Origin of the sequence: Streptomyces sp. NPDC059895, assembly GCF_042731035.1 — a bacterium.
GTDB lineage: Bacteria > Actinomycetota > Actinomycetes > Streptomycetales > Streptomycetaceae > Streptomyces.
The window spans coordinates 287924-302140 of record NZ_JBHWKO010000006.1; the positions used below are offsets into that span (position 1 = coordinate 287924).

At 68.1% G+C, this 14217-nt stretch carries 14 protein-coding genes; 6 read left to right on the forward strand and 8 right to left on the reverse strand.

Annotated elements, in window-relative coordinates; translation table 11 throughout:
• Positions 1–55: 55 nt before the first annotated feature.
• From ACFV9M_RS10270 to ACFV9M_RS10305, 8 genes are all read right to left on the reverse strand, one after another.
• Positions 56–1267 (reverse strand): polysaccharide pyruvyl transferase family protein, encoded by a 1212-nt coding sequence (locus ACFV9M_RS10270; RefSeq protein WP_385065380.1) that lies wholly within the window; start codon positions 1265–1267, stop codon positions 56–58.
• A gap of 17 nt (positions 1268–1284) precedes the next feature.
• Positions 1285–2340 carry a hypothetical protein gene (locus ACFV9M_RS10275; RefSeq protein WP_385065377.1) on the reverse strand — a complete coding sequence of 352 codons (1056 nt, stop codon included), beginning with the start codon at positions 2338–2340 and terminating at the stop codon, positions 1285–1287.
• Positions 2337–3380 carry a glycosyltransferase family 2 protein gene (locus ACFV9M_RS10280; protein ID WP_385065375.1) on the reverse strand — a complete coding sequence of 348 codons (1044 nt, stop codon included), beginning with the start codon at positions 3378–3380 and terminating at the stop codon, positions 2337–2339. Before ACFV9M_RS10280 ends, ACFV9M_RS10275 begins: the two co-directional genes overlap by 4 nt.
• The gene (locus ACFV9M_RS10285) at positions 3377–4069 is read right to left on the reverse strand and encodes a phytanoyl-CoA dioxygenase family protein (RefSeq protein ID WP_181007513.1); all 693 of its coding nucleotides are present in this window, start codon (positions 4067–4069) and stop codon (positions 3377–3379) included. Before ACFV9M_RS10285 ends, ACFV9M_RS10280 begins: the two co-directional genes overlap by 4 nt.
• Before the next feature lie 17 nt (positions 4070–4086).
• Positions 4087–5091 carry a UDP-glucuronic acid decarboxylase family protein gene (locus ACFV9M_RS10290; protein WP_385065372.1) on the reverse strand — a complete coding sequence of 335 codons (1005 nt, stop codon included), beginning with the start codon at positions 5089–5091 and terminating at the stop codon, positions 4087–4089.
• 599 nt (positions 5092–5690) lie between these two features.
• A complete protein-coding gene (locus ACFV9M_RS10295; RefSeq protein WP_385065369.1) occupies positions 5691–6197 on the reverse strand; it encodes a GNAT family N-acetyltransferase in 507 nt (168 codons plus the stop codon).
• Between the two features lie 14 nt (positions 6198–6211).
• Entirely contained in the window at positions 6212–7063 is an 852-nt protein-coding gene (locus ACFV9M_RS10300; RefSeq protein WP_385065367.1) for a hypothetical protein, read from the reverse strand.
• Between the two features lie 613 nt (positions 7064–7676).
• A complete protein-coding gene (locus ACFV9M_RS10305) occupies positions 7677–8093 on the reverse strand; it encodes a hypothetical protein (protein WP_103544221.1) in 417 nt (138 codons plus the stop codon).
• A 610-nt stretch (positions 8094–8703) separates the two neighbouring features.
• Between ACFV9M_RS10305 and ACFV9M_RS10310 the strand changes: the two genes are divergently transcribed.
• The 6 genes from ACFV9M_RS10310 (at position 8704) to ACFV9M_RS10335 (ending at position 14198) form a co-directional block, all read left to right on the forward strand.
• Complete coding sequence (locus ACFV9M_RS10310) at positions 8704–10107, forward strand: helix-turn-helix domain-containing protein (protein ID WP_385065365.1); 1404 nt, start codon at positions 8704–8706, stop codon at positions 10105–10107.
• A 63-nt stretch (positions 10108–10170) separates the two neighbouring features.
• Positions 10171–11169: an asparaginase gene (locus tag ACFV9M_RS10315; protein ID WP_385065363.1), complete on the forward strand. Its 999-nt coding sequence runs from the start codon at positions 10171–10173 to the stop codon at positions 11167–11169.
• A 33-nt stretch (positions 11170–11202) separates the two neighbouring features.
• The gene (locus tag ACFV9M_RS10320) at positions 11203–11670 is read left to right on the forward strand and encodes a PPC domain-containing DNA-binding protein (protein WP_103544218.1); all 468 of its coding nucleotides are present in this window, start codon (positions 11203–11205) and stop codon (positions 11668–11670) included.
• A gap of 545 nt (positions 11671–12215) precedes the next feature.
• Positions 12216–13454 carry a helix-turn-helix domain-containing protein gene (locus ACFV9M_RS10325; RefSeq protein WP_385065361.1) on the forward strand — a complete coding sequence of 413 codons (1239 nt, stop codon included), beginning with the start codon at positions 12216–12218 and terminating at the stop codon, positions 13452–13454.
• A 109-nt stretch (positions 13455–13563) separates the two neighbouring features.
• Positions 13564–14004 (forward strand): hypothetical protein, encoded by a 441-nt coding sequence (locus ACFV9M_RS10330; RefSeq protein ID WP_239757825.1) that lies wholly within the window; start codon positions 13564–13566, stop codon positions 14002–14004.
• The gene (locus ACFV9M_RS10335; RefSeq protein WP_385065357.1) at positions 14004–14198 is read left to right on the forward strand and encodes a hypothetical protein; all 195 of its coding nucleotides are present in this window, start codon (positions 14004–14006) and stop codon (positions 14196–14198) included. The genes ACFV9M_RS10330 and ACFV9M_RS10335 overlap by 1 nt, the downstream gene beginning before the upstream one ends.
• Positions 14199–14217: the final 19 nt, after the last annotated feature.

The window sequence follows — 14217 nt, forward strand, 5'->3', positions numbered from 1 at the left end:
AGCGGGTCGTGCACGATGCGGTGCGGGCAGGCGGACCACCTGTGCGACTGGTGGTTCAGGCTCCGAGGAGCTTGTTGATCTGAGCGAAGTCGCTGCGGGCGCGGTCCGTGATCAGCGGGAGCCGCTGACGCAGGGTGGTGCGCAGCGCGGTCGCGTCGGTGTCGTTGACGAGCCGGTCGATGACCGTGGTGTCCTGGGTGAAAGCGCGGACGTCCGCGTGGATGCCGGCAACGCCGACCGTGCGGCCGTAGGTTTCGGCGAGCACCCCGTTGAACTTGTGCGAGTGGCCGATCGCGATCGCCGGGGCGCCGCCGGACAGTGCGCCGATCGCGGCGTGCAGGCGCTCGGAGATGACGAGTTCGGCCTGTGACAGCACGCCCTTGTAGTCGGATGCCGTCAGCGCGCCCGGCAGCGCCATGACCTCGGGCAGGCCGACGGCTTCGGCGATACGGGCGGCGAGGATCCGGTCGTCGTTGTGCGGGCGGGAGTCGTGGCAGTGCGGGACGAGGACGACCGGCATCTTCCGGGTGCGGACGAGGGAGGTGGCGAGTCGCGTCAGTGCTGCCGCGTGCTGGGACGCCTCCAGGGTGCTGAAGCGGGTGATGCCCTGGCTGGGGGCGAGGCAGAGGTAGGGGTCTTCGGGGGCGAGTCCCAGAGGTCTGAGCACGGCCGCTGTTCGCTCGCCGGTAGCGGCCGGCAGCAGGAAGGCGGGGTCGGAAGACAGTCGCACACGGTGTTCGGGAAGGCCGAGCTTGCCCACGACGTAGTCGAGGGAGACGCTCTCCCGGACGGTGAGGAGAGCGCACCGGGCGGCGACCGCGAGCCACGCCTCGGCATCGGCCGGGTCGTCGAAGGGGCCGACGGACTGGCCGATCATGACCGTCGGAATGTCCCGCTGTTGCGCGGCGGTGAGGGCGCGGAGGTACGGCGTGGAGACCCCGTAGTCCGAGGTGTGCAGGTCGCCCCCGGTGGCGATGACCAGATCGGTTTCGGCGAGGAGCTGTTCGCGGCGTTCGGCCAGTTCGGCGGGGCTCTCCTGGGGGCGCATCTGCTGCCAGGACCGGGAGACGACGAACGGGTCGGCCACGCAACGGGCGCCGGTGGGGGCGAGGGATTCCGCGTCGAGCACCGGGGTCTGGGTGAGGACGGTGACGTTGTCGCCTCCCCCGGGGCCTTCGGTGTTCAGCTGCTCGATGATGGAGCGGGCCAGGGCCTCGACGCCGCGACTCTCACAGCTGGTGATGCCGGTGATCAGGACGTTGGACACAGCAGACCTCTCGGGGATCATCGGGTGAACCGGATGAGTTCGGCCAGAACCGTGCGGTAGTTGAAGCGTTCGTGTACTCGGCGCTGGATGGTCGCCAACCGCTCGCGGTACCGGATCGGCTCACGGATCATCCGGGCGAGGCTGTCGGCCGGATCGTCGCCGAGCAGGAACAGCTCCACGTCGTCGCCGTAGAGCGCGGACAGGTAGCCCAGGTCCGGCCAGAGCGCGGGGATGCTGCCCGAGGCAAGGGTTTCGAACATGCGGGGGGTCAGCAGCTCCATCCGTGCGAGCAGCGGACGAGCCAGCACCGGCGTGATCGCGGCCTGGGACATGGTGGAGACCACGTGCCCGAACGGAACGGGTGGCGCCACCTCTACACCGTGATCCCGCATCCAGCCGGACACGTTGGCGGTGGCCGTCTGGTGGTCGGGGTGCGGGTCGCCGGTCCACCAGCGTCCGCACACGCGGATGCGTCGGATCGGCGGCTGGGCGTCGGCTGCGGCCCGGATGAGGCTGGTCATCTCGCTCCAGCGCCACCAGTTCGCGCCGACGTACTGCAGTTCGTACGGCAGTGCCCGCGGGTGCGGGAGGTCGCTGGCGAGCCGGTGGATGTCCGGCATTCCGAAGTAGCTGAAGAACTCGGCCCCGTCAGGGAGGCGTTCGTTCAAGCGCGGCTGCAGGATCAGATCGCTGAGGTCGGCATACAGCTTGTGCCAGGACTCGATGGTGTCCGCACCCGCGTTGTCGTCCACGCCGGCGGTGACGTACGGGCCCCAGTGACCGTCGGGATCCACGATGATGCGCCGCTGCCGCGGCACGGCCTCGCAGAGTTCACGCTGCCGGGTCGAGAGGAACTGCCTGCCCTCGAAGACGAGGACCAGGTGGGTGGCCCAGCCGATGTCGTCCACGAGCGGCAGGTGGGCGTTCACCGTGCCGTCCAGGCGCGACAGTTGGCTTGAGACGCCGACCTCGCATCCGGATGCCGAGGCAGCCCTGGCGTACTCGGCGATCATGTGGCTGGAGCCCGCGTTCCAGTGGAAGACGCCGGCGAACAGAATCCGGGGTCTGGTCATCGCTCGCTCCTTGCCCGCAGTCGCGCACGACTGTCCGTCTGCAGAGCGAGCTGGCGGTGGGCACGTCGCCGGGCCCGGATCAGAGGTGCGCGGCGCACGAGCCAGCACACGGCTTTCGCGGTTTCCCAGGTCCCGCGCCACCAGGTGGTCAGTCCGCCCACGCCACGTCCGCGCAGATCGTCCCTCAGCCACCGGGACGCCAGGCTCAGCATGGGCAGCGGGCGCCAGTCGATGTCGGTGAGGAGGTAGTAGTAGCGGTTGCGGCGCATCTGGACGCGCCGATAGCTGCTGCCAGCCGTTCCCCCACCGCCGAAGTGCTGTATGCCGACGTCGAGCAGGAGCGCGACGCGCCATCCGGCCCAGCGGGAGCGGCGGCACAGGTCGGTCTCCTCGTAGTACGTGTGGAAGACCTCGTCGAGGAGTCCGACGGTGCGCAGCAGCGCGGCACGTACGAAGAAGGCGGAGCCTTGGACGTACGCGTGCTCCATGGTGTTCGGGGCTCGGCCTTCGGGTGGGCTGGCCGGCGAGGGGTGGTTCGGCCAGTCGCCGGCGAAGGCGTGCTGCTCGCCCCAGCGCAGAGCGGACTTCGACCAGTCGTTGTACGCGCCCAGAGCGGTGCTGCCCGACTCGTCGTACTCGTACTGCATGGGGCCGACCACGCCGTAGTCGGTCCAGGTCTCCATGAACTCGGCCAGGTCGCGCACCAGCGACTTCGGGGTCTGGGTGTCCGGGTTGACGAGGAAGACGTAGTCGGCGCCGTCGGCGAGGGCCGCGCGCATACCGATGTTGTTGGCGCGGGCGAAGCCGACGTTGCTCTCGTTCCGGATGACCCGCACCTCGGGAAAACGGTCCTTGACGAAGGCCGTGCTGCCGTCGTAGGAGTCGTTGTCCACGTACCAGACCGTCAGGTCGATCCCGGGGACGTCGCTGTCCAGGAGCGTGGCGAAGCAAGGCTCCAGCCAACGGGACTCGTTGGTGCCCACCGTGATGGTGGCCACCCGCACCCTGGCACTCTCGCCAGTAGGGTTCGGGATGGTCACGGCAGCTCCCGGTCGGCGGGGGCGAACTCGATGACGATGCTGCGGCGGATCCTCGGGGAGGTGTTGCGGCGCGAGGCGTGGGCGATACGTACGTCGTGTACGGCGATGTCACCGGCCGAGAGCGGGAGGGCGCGGACCGGACCCCGCACCTGGAGCGCCTCGGCCTCTTCCGCGTCGGGCGTCAGGTGGGAGCCCGGCACGAACTCAAGGCATCCGTTGCCCACGTCGGAGTCGTCGAGGAAGACGCTGAGGTTGCACACGGTGTGCGGAGGAACATTGGTCCGGTCACGATGCCAGGGCACTGGAGCGGCCACTCCCGGCAGCTTGACGATCATGGCGCAGGCGGTGGCGCGTACGGGCCCGCCGAGGATGGCGACGGCCATCGGGTGCAGAGGGCTGTCGTCGGCGTAGAGGCGTGTCGCCGCCGGGGAGCCCTGGTTCTCCAGGTTGTGGATGCGGTAGAGAACGGGCGCGTCCGTGCCCGCGGGGGTGAAGTGCCAGTAGTCGTCCGAGCGGAACCCGTCCTGGGTGAAGCGCCGGATCAGGGCATCAGCCTCCGTGCGGAGGGCTTCGAGGGACTCTCCCGCGATCTTCTGGGATAAGAACGCGTAGCCGTCCGCACGGAAGTCCTGGAGGAACCCGTCGCCAAGCTGCTGCCTGTGCGACAGGGCCTCGGCGGACTCCGTCATTCGTGGTGCGTGTCGCGTCATCGTTCCCTCACTGCGGTGTCGTTGAGCTGCACGGCGAACCAGTCGATGGTGGTGCTCAGGCCCTTGCGGGGATCGGTCTCCGGCTTCCAGCTGAACTGCTCCCAGGCGAGGGCGATGTCGGGTCTGCGGCGCTCCGGGTCGTCGACCGGGCGGTCGACGAACTCGACGGGCGCGGCGGAGCCAGTCAGTTCACGCACCAGGTGTGCGAGTTCCAAGACCGTGGTCTCGGTGGGATTGCCCAGGTTGACGGGGCCGGGGTGGCTGCCCGCGGCGACGGCGAGGATGCCCCGGACCGTGTCGCCGACGTAGCACAGGGACCGCGTCTGCGAGCCGTCGCCGGTGACGGTCAGTGGCTCGCCCGCCAGCGCCTGGCGGATGAAGTTCGGTACCGCTCGCCCGTCCTCCGCGCGCATCCGCGGCCCGAACGTGTTGAAGATCCGTACGATCGCGGTGTCGACACCGTGCTCGGTGCGGTAGGCGGTGGTCGCCGCCTCCGCGAACCTCTTGGCCTCGTCGTACACGCTGCGTGGCCCCACCGGGTTGACGTTGCCCCAGTAGGACTCCCGCTGAGGGTGCTCCAGAGGGTCGCCGTACACCTCGGAGGTGGAGGCGAGCACGAAGCGGGCCTTCTTCTCTCTGGCCAACTCCAGGGCGCTGAAGGTTCCCAGGGAACCGGCCTGAAGCGTCTGGACCGGCAGACGCAGGTAGTCCTGCGGAGAGGCCGGCGAGGCGAGGTGGAGTACGAGATCGACTTCCCCGGGTATCGGGATCGGGTCGGTGACGTCGTGGACCATCAACTCGAACCGGTCGTCCAGCTGACGGTGCGCGACGTTGTCCTTCGTGCCCGTAAGGAAGTTGTCCACGCACACCACCTCGACACCGCTGTCGAGCAGCAGATCGCACAGGTGTGAACCGACGAATCCACAGCCGCCGGTGACGACCACGCGGCGGAAGGGGGCCCGGTTCGAGTCCGGGCCGTGCCTCCGTAAAGAGATACTCATAGCGCCTCATTCCTCACAATATGAACGAAAGTTGGCATGGCTGTGCCACACAGCAGGTGTGGCGAGAAGTGCGACGAGCTCAGCGGCGTTCGGCAGGGCCGGCGTGCAGCCGCAGTGCCCGGTGAGCGCGACCAGGAGCAGGCTTCGGTCGGCCTCGGAGATTTCGCCGGTGTCCCTCAGCGGGGGTCGGCGACAGCCTGGTCAGTCACTTCGACGACGACATCGTCATCGGCCTACCAGGCTTCACCCCGTCGCGCCGGAGTCCCCTGTGGTTCTATCGGCGTCGGCGACGAGTTCGGCCTGTGACCAGGCCGTCGTCCTTGACGGCGTCCGGGCCCGGCCAGCCGCTGAAGCAGCGGTGGACGGTGCGGCGTGCCACGCCGGCAGCGACCGGTTCGGCCGCCAGAGAGCACCGGAGCCGAGGCGTCCTTGTGGACTGCCTGGTGTTGAGCGTCAAGGTCATCATCCGGCCCTTGCCAGACGTGGTCCCTTGCCTACGCACGGCTTCACCTCCATGGGGAGCCACCGGGAGATGCGGAGCACGCGCGGTCGGCCCGCACTCCACAATGACGGTGAACAGCCCTCCTGCTTATGAGTGTTTATGAGCGTGCTGTCGTCGCCCCGTCCGACAACCGTTCGCGCGTGCGGACCGTGCTCCTGGCCCCCGGGGCGAGGTTCCTCATGTACGTGATGGCCTCTGCGGAGCGGCCGGTGCGGGTGAATCCGGACTTGATCAGCACCCGCCCGGAAGCGTGGTTGTCGGGGTGGTGCTTGGCGTCAACGGAGGACAGGCCGAGCGTGGTGGAGGCGAAGTCGAGCACGAGCGCCACCGCCGTGGTGGCGTACCCGTGACCCCATGCGTCGTCTCGAAGGATGTAGCTGAGTGCCGCCGAGGTACGGGCGGGGCGTAGCTTGATCACGCCGACCAGGTCGTCAGCGTGATCGATGCCGAAGCAGTACAGCATCCGCGGCGTCGCACGACGTTCGGCGATGCGATCGGTCACCCAAGCGGCAGCGCTCTCAGCGGTCAGGGGCGCTCGCGGCAGGTACCTCACGGAAGCGGCGCTGTAGATGCGGCGGACCGCTGGTGCGTCGGTCAGGGTCACCTCGCGGAGCGAGATCACGGCTCGACCTTGAGCAGGAGCTCCGCCAGCTCACCGGCCGTGGGCCTGTCCTCGGGTACGGCAGCCAGCGCGGGGCGGAGGGCGTCCTGGAGCTCGGGCCACACTGCCGGTGCGAACGGCGGACGGCCAGTGGCGATCGCGTCTCGAACCCCGTCCGGGCCCGCGGCCTTCCGGTCGATACCCGCGGCCTTGTAGTCGAGCGGCCAGCCTCCCGAGGCGCACGTCCACAGGACACCAGCGAGGGCGTACGTGTCGCTGGCGCGCGTCGGTGTCACCGGACCGTCTCCGCGTGCGACGGCGGCAGCGAGTTCCGGCGCCATGAGATGCACGATGCCACCGCTGAAGCCGCTGACCGGCTCCTCGCCCTCGCGCCAGGACCAGGCGAAGTCGATCAGGCGGACGCCCGCCGGGGTGTGGATGCCGTGGGAAGGCTGGAGGTCGGCGTGGATCCATCCGGAGGCGTGCAGGTCGGCGACTGACCGGCACAGGTCAGCGCCACCTCGGAGAGCGGCCTCACGTCCGCCAGTTCCCTCGCGAGCGGGGGTGAAGACCGCCCAGGTGGAGGGGCCGGTGAACCAGGGCGTGACGAGCCACGAGCCGCCGTCGTACGAACCGGAGACCGCCTCGTATCCGGCAACGCCCATGGCCACCAGGGTGGCTGCCTCTCGCAGCGTGGCGGCCACACCGTCGTCGTAACCGATTTTCACCGCGACCGTGCCCTCGGGGCCGGCGGCCTTCCAGACCGCGGAGCCACGCCGGTTGGTCAGCTCCTTCAGGTCGACAGTGCCGCCGCAGGCGGCTTCCGCGGCTGCGAGGGCTTCGGGGGGACAAGGAGGGAACGCGACCATGCCTTTACCGCCTGCCAATCGTGTGGGATTCGCTCAAGGACATCGCTCCCATCGTCTACCGCGACCGAGAGAGCATCCGCGAGATCAGGGGTGTCCTTCAGGAACTGCGGGTCGCGGGCTCTCACGGCGGGGCGAACAGGGAGGAACGAACACGGGGGAGGCGGGATCGGGCGGCTTGCTCTGTCGAGCCGCTGCTCGCCTCCCTGGAACTTCCCGAACATGACACCGACAGGGCCGTACAGGTTCTTCAGCGCCCAGTGCGGCCACGCCATCAACTCACGGTGTTCGACTCCTTGGATGTCCCCCAGGATGACGACGTTCTCACAAACGAGAGCGCCTCTCGGGCGAGTCGTGAGTGGACGAACCCACTCCGCGGCCTGCACTCCCGCATGGAACAGACCAGCTTCCACGGACTCGGGATCGCTGCTTGCGATCTCGTACACCGTCCAGGCCGTCAGACCGTGTCGAAGGGAAGGTACGAGGTAGGGGCAGTGCGCGGACACACGGTCGAGGTAGCCCGTGATGTCCACGGTCCGCGGAGCCGTGGTACGTGCCTCGACCAGGCGGAGCGCCCTGGCACGGGACCAGGACGCTCCGGTCAGAGGGCCGGTCGTCATCCGGCCGCGAGTGCCGAGATCTTCGGTGCGACGTCGCCGCCGTCGCCCGGGATGGGGCTGCAGTCCCACTCCGCCCACACCTCGCCGGTCTCGCGGTAGCGCGCCATGGCCCGCTCGTCGAGCACCCCGTCCGCGCCGGTGAACCACACCTCGGGCAGCGGGCCGAACATCTCCACGTAGGCGTCGACCCAGGAGATCCGGCCGTAGCCGGTGTTCTCCACGTGGTTGATCAGCCGGCCGGCGCTCTGCGCGCAGAACTCCGCGTACTCGGGCTTGCCCAGGAGCTGGTGCCACTCGGCGTCGATGGCGGCCGAGAACATCTCGGGCGCGACCTGGCCGGCGTCGAACTGCCGGACCGAGACCTGGAAGAACTTGCCCAGCTCGGTCCTCTCGGGGGTCTGGACAGCGGTCACGCTGAACTCCTCTCGTCTGGCGGAAGTGGTCTTGGAACGTGTGCCGGGAATCTTTCGGGACTGACTCCCAAGGCCGGTTGGCACCCGCCGTGCAGTTGATCGCGGTGACTCGGCGGGCCCCGCGCGGCTGCGCCGACCGATCTGGTCGGGGCGCTCGGATGACCGGCATCTCGTGGTGAAGACCCTTCCAGTTCGCACACATCGTGAGCGGACAGGTTGTCCGCAGGTTTCCGGAGCGATGAGAGTTGACGGATCAGCATGTTGTGCTAGGGGCGGCGAACCAACTGCGCGCATTCGGCGTGCAGTTGAGGGCCCGTTCAGGAACCCGAAGAAGGGTTTTCAAGGGATCGGCCACCTTGCTACCGAGCTTCCGCTGCCGTGTTTGGGTGATCGGCCGACGCGGCAAAGTAGTCCTGTGAAAAGTTCGGCAGCTGGGGGATACACCTGATCACCTAGGGGTGAGACCGGGATGGCTCGCGGGGTGGAGCGGCACTGTTCGATGTGCCGTGCGACGCTCAGCCGATTCAACGTAGGACCGCGGTGTGGGCCCTGCCAGAGGGGCGGTGCAGTACCCCGAGTCGGACGTGAGTTCTGGGTGGAACCCGCAGTCGTGGCAGCGATCCGTGCCTGGGATCTCGGGGTGGTCGTGCGGCTCTTCCGGCAACACACCGGCCTCTCACAGGCAGCGGTCGCCCGGCTCGTCAACATCGACCAAGCCGAAGTGAGCCGGCTGGAGCGCGGCCGGAAGAAGATCCGCGACCGTCGCCAGCTCGCACAGTGGAGCGAGGCCCTTGGGGTGCCTGACGGCCTCCTGGGACCGTTACCCGACGTCGACCGGCCGTCGCCGATGGCGGACAGCCTGGGCAACCACCTGACGCTTCCTGACGGACACGGGCAACTCCTGCTGCCCGCCGGGCGGAACCTGCCGCCTACGGCGCTTCCCACGCTGACAGGGCCAGTCGCCTCCTTACAGGGCGACGCTCTGCTTCTCGCGTCGAGCGGGGAGGCCGAGGCATGGAGTCGGATGCCGCTCAGGGCCCTGCTCGTCGTGCACCACAGCGGAGACGGGACACAGCGGTACTTCGTCACGGACGCGCGCGGGGGCGTCCGTGACGAAGCCGGAAGCCCCTTCGCCATTCCCATGGCCTACGAGTTCGACGACTTCACCTTGGGGATCCTCTGGGCTGCGGCAGGGTTCGACTCCGCCATCCTTGGCGATGACGCTGTGCTTTACGGAGAACTGGACCTTCCGTTACAGGACTTGTCGGGAGTAGGCCGTCAGTCGGTCACTCTCGACGGCCTCACCGACGGTTCCCAGATGCTCGTTGGCTCGCGAGCATGCGCCCGGTTCATCCTCGACCAGCGCGACCAGCTGGCCGGTGATCCGGTCTTCTGGACCCGCGAACAGCGAGGGGAGGAAGCCGCGACCTGGCTGCTCTTCGAGCACAAGCATCGCTACCTTGAGCTGATGGCTCCCGCGCGAGCACACGACGGTGTCGGGCGAGCTTTCTGCGTTCCCCACCAAGAGGTCGCCGCCTCGCCCATGTACGAGCGCGTGTTGCTGTTCCTCGCGATCGCGCTGATGGAGTCGTACGGCATCACGACCTGGGTGACCGACGAGGCGGACCTCCAGCAGACAGAGGGCTTCGCGCTCGTTCCTGGTCACCGGGCCGCCATAGCGACCTGGGTACGCGCTGAATCCGCGCCCCAGACCGCTCTGACTTCCGGGGCCCGTTCCCTGCGGGCCTTCGCGGGCATCACGGGCCACGCGCGAGCACATAGCGTCACGATGGGATCGACCTCCGGGGAGCGCTTGGCGGCGACTTCGGACTATCTCGGCCTTGACCGAGAGTGGTTGACTCACCGCTGCGGGCAGCTTGCCGCTGTGGGAACCACCGGCCTCGCCCGGCCACGAAGCCGCCATCTCAGCCTTGATGCCTTGGACCGGGCCTGCGCGTACGTGGCGGCCGAGTTGCGGTCCGAGGCCGGTGACCCTGTGGGAGCGACCCGATAGCCTGCACGGGAAGATCTCCGAGGACGAGATCCAACCAGGCTGCGTGGATCGGAAGTTGGGGCGATGGCAGGCGTGACACGAACGGTGGCTGTCTACTCTCTCGGCGGCACCATCGCCATGACCACAGACCCGGCGACCGGGGGAGTCGTGCCAGCTCTCTCCGCCCATGACCTTCTGGCGGCTGTCCCTGGCCTGGATGGTCACGGCATCGACCTGCGCGTGCACGACTTCCGCCGGGTGCCCGGCGCCTCGCTCACCTTCGACGACCTGACGGAGCTCGGCACCGAGATTGACAAGGTCCTCGACGGTGGTGACATCGACGGGATCGTGATCACACAGGGCACCGACACCATCGAGGAGACGGCGTTCTTCCTCGACCTCCGCCACGGTCGCGACCAGCCGGTCGTCGTTACCGGTGCCATGCGCAACCCCACCATGGCCGGCCCTGACGGACCGGCCAACCTGTACGCGGCCGTCGTCGCGGCAGCCGATCCGCAATTGCGTGGAGCCGGGGTGCTGGTCGTCCTGAATGACGAGATCCACGCGGCACGGCATGTCCGTAAGGCGCACACCACCAGCCCTGCCGCCTTCGCGTCACCCGGCGCCGGGCCCATCGGCCGGATCGCGGAGGACCGGGTACGGCTGGCTTCCCCGTTGCCCGATCGATTCGTTCCCCTGGCACCGGCCGTCCGTGACCCACGCGTGGGCCTTTACACGGTCAGCCTCGGCGACGACGGCACGCTGCTCGAAGCCTGGTCCGGCCAGTGCGACGGGCTCGTCGTCGCTGCCTTCGGCGTGGGACACGTCCCACAGCGACTCGTCGAGAGCCTCGAACGGCTCGCCGTACGTGTTCCCGTCGTCCTCGCCTCGCGCATCGGCAACGGCCCGATCCTGACCGGAACATACGGATTCCCCGGATCGGAGAAGGACTTGATCAGCCGGGGGCTCATCCCGGCCGGCGACCTCGGCCCGTACCAGGCCCGCCTCCTGCTCCAGGCCTTGCTCGCCCAGGACGTGGCCCGCGAGAGCATCGCTGAGAAGTTCGCCGTTTTCGCGCGCTGATCCCGCACGTCAGCCACGCCCGAGAGGACCCGCATGCGTGCCCATGAACTGACCACCGGCCGGACGTTCGGCGTCACCTTCGACCACGGCGAGGACTTCTTCGACGCGCTCTCCGCGTTCTGCCGTGACCAAGGAGTGCGGCAGGGCTACATTCCCTCGTTCATCGGTGCGTTCGCCGAAGCCGAGATCGTCGGCGCCTGCGAGAAACTCGAAGACCCGGACGCCCCGGTCTGGGCCAAGACGTATGTCACCAACGTCGAAGCCTTCGGTGCTGGGACAATCGCCCACGATCCGGAGACGGGAGGCATCCTGCCGCACATCCACGTCTCCGCCGGGCTGAAGGCACAGTCGGCCGACGGCCGAACCAGTCACCTCCTGAGCGCCAAGGTCCAGTTCCTCAGCGAGCTCTTCGTTGTGGAAGTGATCTCACCGTCCATGACCCGGCCTCGAAACCCAGAACTGTACGACGTGCCACTGCTCACTTTCGGCCCTCCGGAGTGATGCCCTTGTGTGACTACAAGGTCGTGATCGTGGACGGCGACGAGCACGCGCGCGGATTCGCCGAGGCAGCGCTCAGTGCGGAGTCGGCTGCTGTGGAGACGCGTGGCGTACCGGCATCCAGTCTCAGCCACTCTCGCCGCCTTCCCCCACGAGATGGCACGGGTGCCGTACTTCACGAGAGAATGAGGCAACACGCTCAGATAGTCCCGTCGCGCGAAATGAGTGAACACTGTCCGTAACGGGATACGGCTTATTGATCGCGGCAGTCGAAGAGAGGCGCGGACAATCTGTCCGTAAGCAATTGCCCCACAGCCCTTGACGGCCGAGTCGCAATGGCACTCAAATCTGGACCATTTTCTTCCTCCTTGCCCGCGTTTATGTAAGTTCCTCAAATTGTGCTGGGGGTCTCGGGCTCGATACCAAGGGGCTTCACCCCGTGGGCGCCCCGCTGCCAGCTCCGTTAACACTTGGTGACCAGGGGCGCGAGTTGGGGCGTCTTCCGTACCCTGAGACGAGTGCTCCATCGCGAAGGGACAGATCCACCGATGAGTGAAAACCTGACGCTGGGAGATCGTCTCCGTACAGCACGCAGGACACGGAAGCTGTCTGCTGCTCAACTGGCACAGAAGGTCGCAGTCTCCCCGAGCTACGTGCAGAAGTTGGAGTCCGGCGCGCGGAAGGCTTCACCGTCGCTGGTGCTGGCACTCGCGAAGGCGCTGCGCTTCGGCCCCGAGGTCCTGACCGGCCAGCCCTACTACGGTGAGCCGGAAGCCGAAGACGGTGTCCACGCCGTCATCCCTGAACTTCGCCGCCTCCTGCTCTGCTACGACAGCCCCGACGACCTGGAGATCGCGCCCCGTGCGCTTCCCGTGCTCGCCTCGGAAGTCGACCAGGTGGCGGCCCTGCGCCGTGACGCCCGCTACGCGCCGATGGGCCCCCTGCTGCCTCCGATCATCACCGAGTTGACGCACGTAGCCCTTGGCGGCGGCAACGGCGACCAGAGCAAGGCGTTCTGGCACCTGGCGCGCGCCTATCGTGCCGTGAACTCCCTGGCCCACAAGATGGGTCACCACGACCTGTCGAACACGGCGCTGGAACGCGTCCGTTGGGCGGCAGACCGCTCCGGCGACCCCCTGATGCAGTTCACGGCTGGTTACCTCGTCGCGGGAGCGATGCTCCGCCAGGGCGCGTACTCGCCGGCACGTCGCAAGCTCCTCGCGCTGCGGACCGAGCTGGAGCGGTTCCAGCCGGAACGCTCCTTCACGCAGGACGCGCTTGCCGTCGACGGCGCGCTGCTGCTGAAGCTGGCCGTACTCGAAGCCCGTGAGAACAACTCCGATCGCGCCGACGACTACCTCCGGGAGGCGGAGCAGGTCGCGGGCATGGCAGGCAACCGCGACTCCTTGGCCTACGAGATGTCGTTCGGCCCGACGAACATCCGCATCCACGAGGTGCACGCGATGATCGACATGGGTGACACCGAGCAGGCTCTCGCCCGCCTCACCGAATGGTCTCCGGTTTCCGGCGGCGAGTGGGCGCCGCCCAGTACGACCGTCGGCGAGCGGTCGAGCCACCACTTCATCGACGTGGCCTCCGCGAAGCTCGCTGTGGGCGATCGGCCCGGTGCCTTCGCGGATCTCAAGCGCGCGCGGAAGGTCGCGCCGAACCACACGCGGTTCCACCCGTCCGTCCGCGAGACGACTGCGGCGCTGCTCAGGATGGACGCCCATCCTTCCAACGAGCTGTCTGCGTTCGGCAGTTGGTCGGGACTTAGCACAACCTGAGCTTGTGTCAAGGGCTTTGGTGAGCGAACCCCACGGACAGTCTGTCCGCGCACAATAGCTTGCTGAATGGAATGGTCTCCTCACACCCAGTGGCGAGGAGGCCTTTTCCATGTCCGACGACAATCCCGCAGCTCGCGCGGTCCCGCCGCGCTGGATGCCCATCGGCGAGGAGCCGGAGCTGTGCTCGGCCGGCGAGTGGTGGGATGCCGTACGCGCCGTGGAGGCCGTGGGCCGGCGCGCGATCGAGATCCTCGGCGAGGGTGACGAACCGGTCGGCCCGGTGATCCTGGACCACGAGGGTCCGGAGCCCCGGCTGTACTTCCTGGTTCCGGTGGGCACCGCGGCCCGCTGGGAGGAACCGGGGACCGTTGCCCTGGGGCAGAAGTGCCACGTCGTCGTGCCGTCCGCCGAGAGCACGACGCCTCCGGGGATGCACTGGCACGTCTTCCCTCAAGCCCCACGATCGCTGACCCGGGCCGATGCTCTGCGCCGCGCGCTGAGCCAGGCTCGCAGGGAGCGACGGGGGTCCGCGGAGGAAACGGCCTCCTGATGGCTCTGAGCATCTCGTTCGTGCTGTTGCTCGGCATCGTCGTGGTCGTTCTGGTCCGCAGCAAGGCCGTGAAACCCGGGCCCGCGATCGTCTGCGCGCTCTTCGGGTTCTTCCTGTCGAGCACGTCGATGGCCCCGAGCATCAACCGGTTCATGACCAGCATCGCGGACATGATCGGCCAGATCCGCTTCTAGGCAGCCCGACCCGGTGCCC

Excerpts from the sequence above, each read along its gene's own strand:
- ACFV9M_RS10275 (WP_385065377.1), bottom strand. The coding sequence starts at position 2,340 with ATGACCAGACCCCGGATTCTGTTCGCCGGCGTCTTCCACTGGAACGCG.
- ACFV9M_RS10285 (WP_181007513.1), bottom strand. The coding sequence starts at position 4,069 with ATGACGGAGTCCGCCGAGGCCCTGTCGCACAGGCAGCAGCTTGGCGAC.
- ACFV9M_RS10290 (WP_385065372.1), bottom strand. The coding sequence starts at position 5,091 with ATGAGTATCTCTTTACGGAGGCACGGCCCGGACTCGAACCGGGCCCCC.
- ACFV9M_RS10300 (WP_385065367.1), bottom strand. The coding sequence starts at position 7,063 with ATGGTCGCGTTCCCTCCTTGTCCCCCCGAAGCCCTCGCAGCCGCGGAA.
- ACFV9M_RS10315 (WP_385065363.1), top strand. The coding sequence starts at position 10,171 with ATGGCAGGCGTGACACGAACGGTGGCTGTCTACTCTCTCGGCGGCACC.
- ACFV9M_RS10320 (WP_103544218.1), top strand. The coding sequence starts at position 11,203 with ATGCGTGCCCATGAACTGACCACCGGCCGGACGTTCGGCGTCACCTTC.
- ACFV9M_RS10325 (WP_385065361.1), top strand. The coding sequence starts at position 12,216 with ATGAGTGAAAACCTGACGCTGGGAGATCGTCTCCGTACAGCACGCAGG.
- ACFV9M_RS10330 (WP_239757825.1), top strand. The coding sequence starts at position 13,564 with ATGTCCGACGACAATCCCGCAGCTCGCGCGGTCCCGCCGCGCTGGATG.
- ACFV9M_RS10335 (WP_385065357.1), top strand. The coding sequence starts at position 14,004 with ATGGCTCTGAGCATCTCGTTCGTGCTGTTGCTCGGCATCGTCGTGGTC.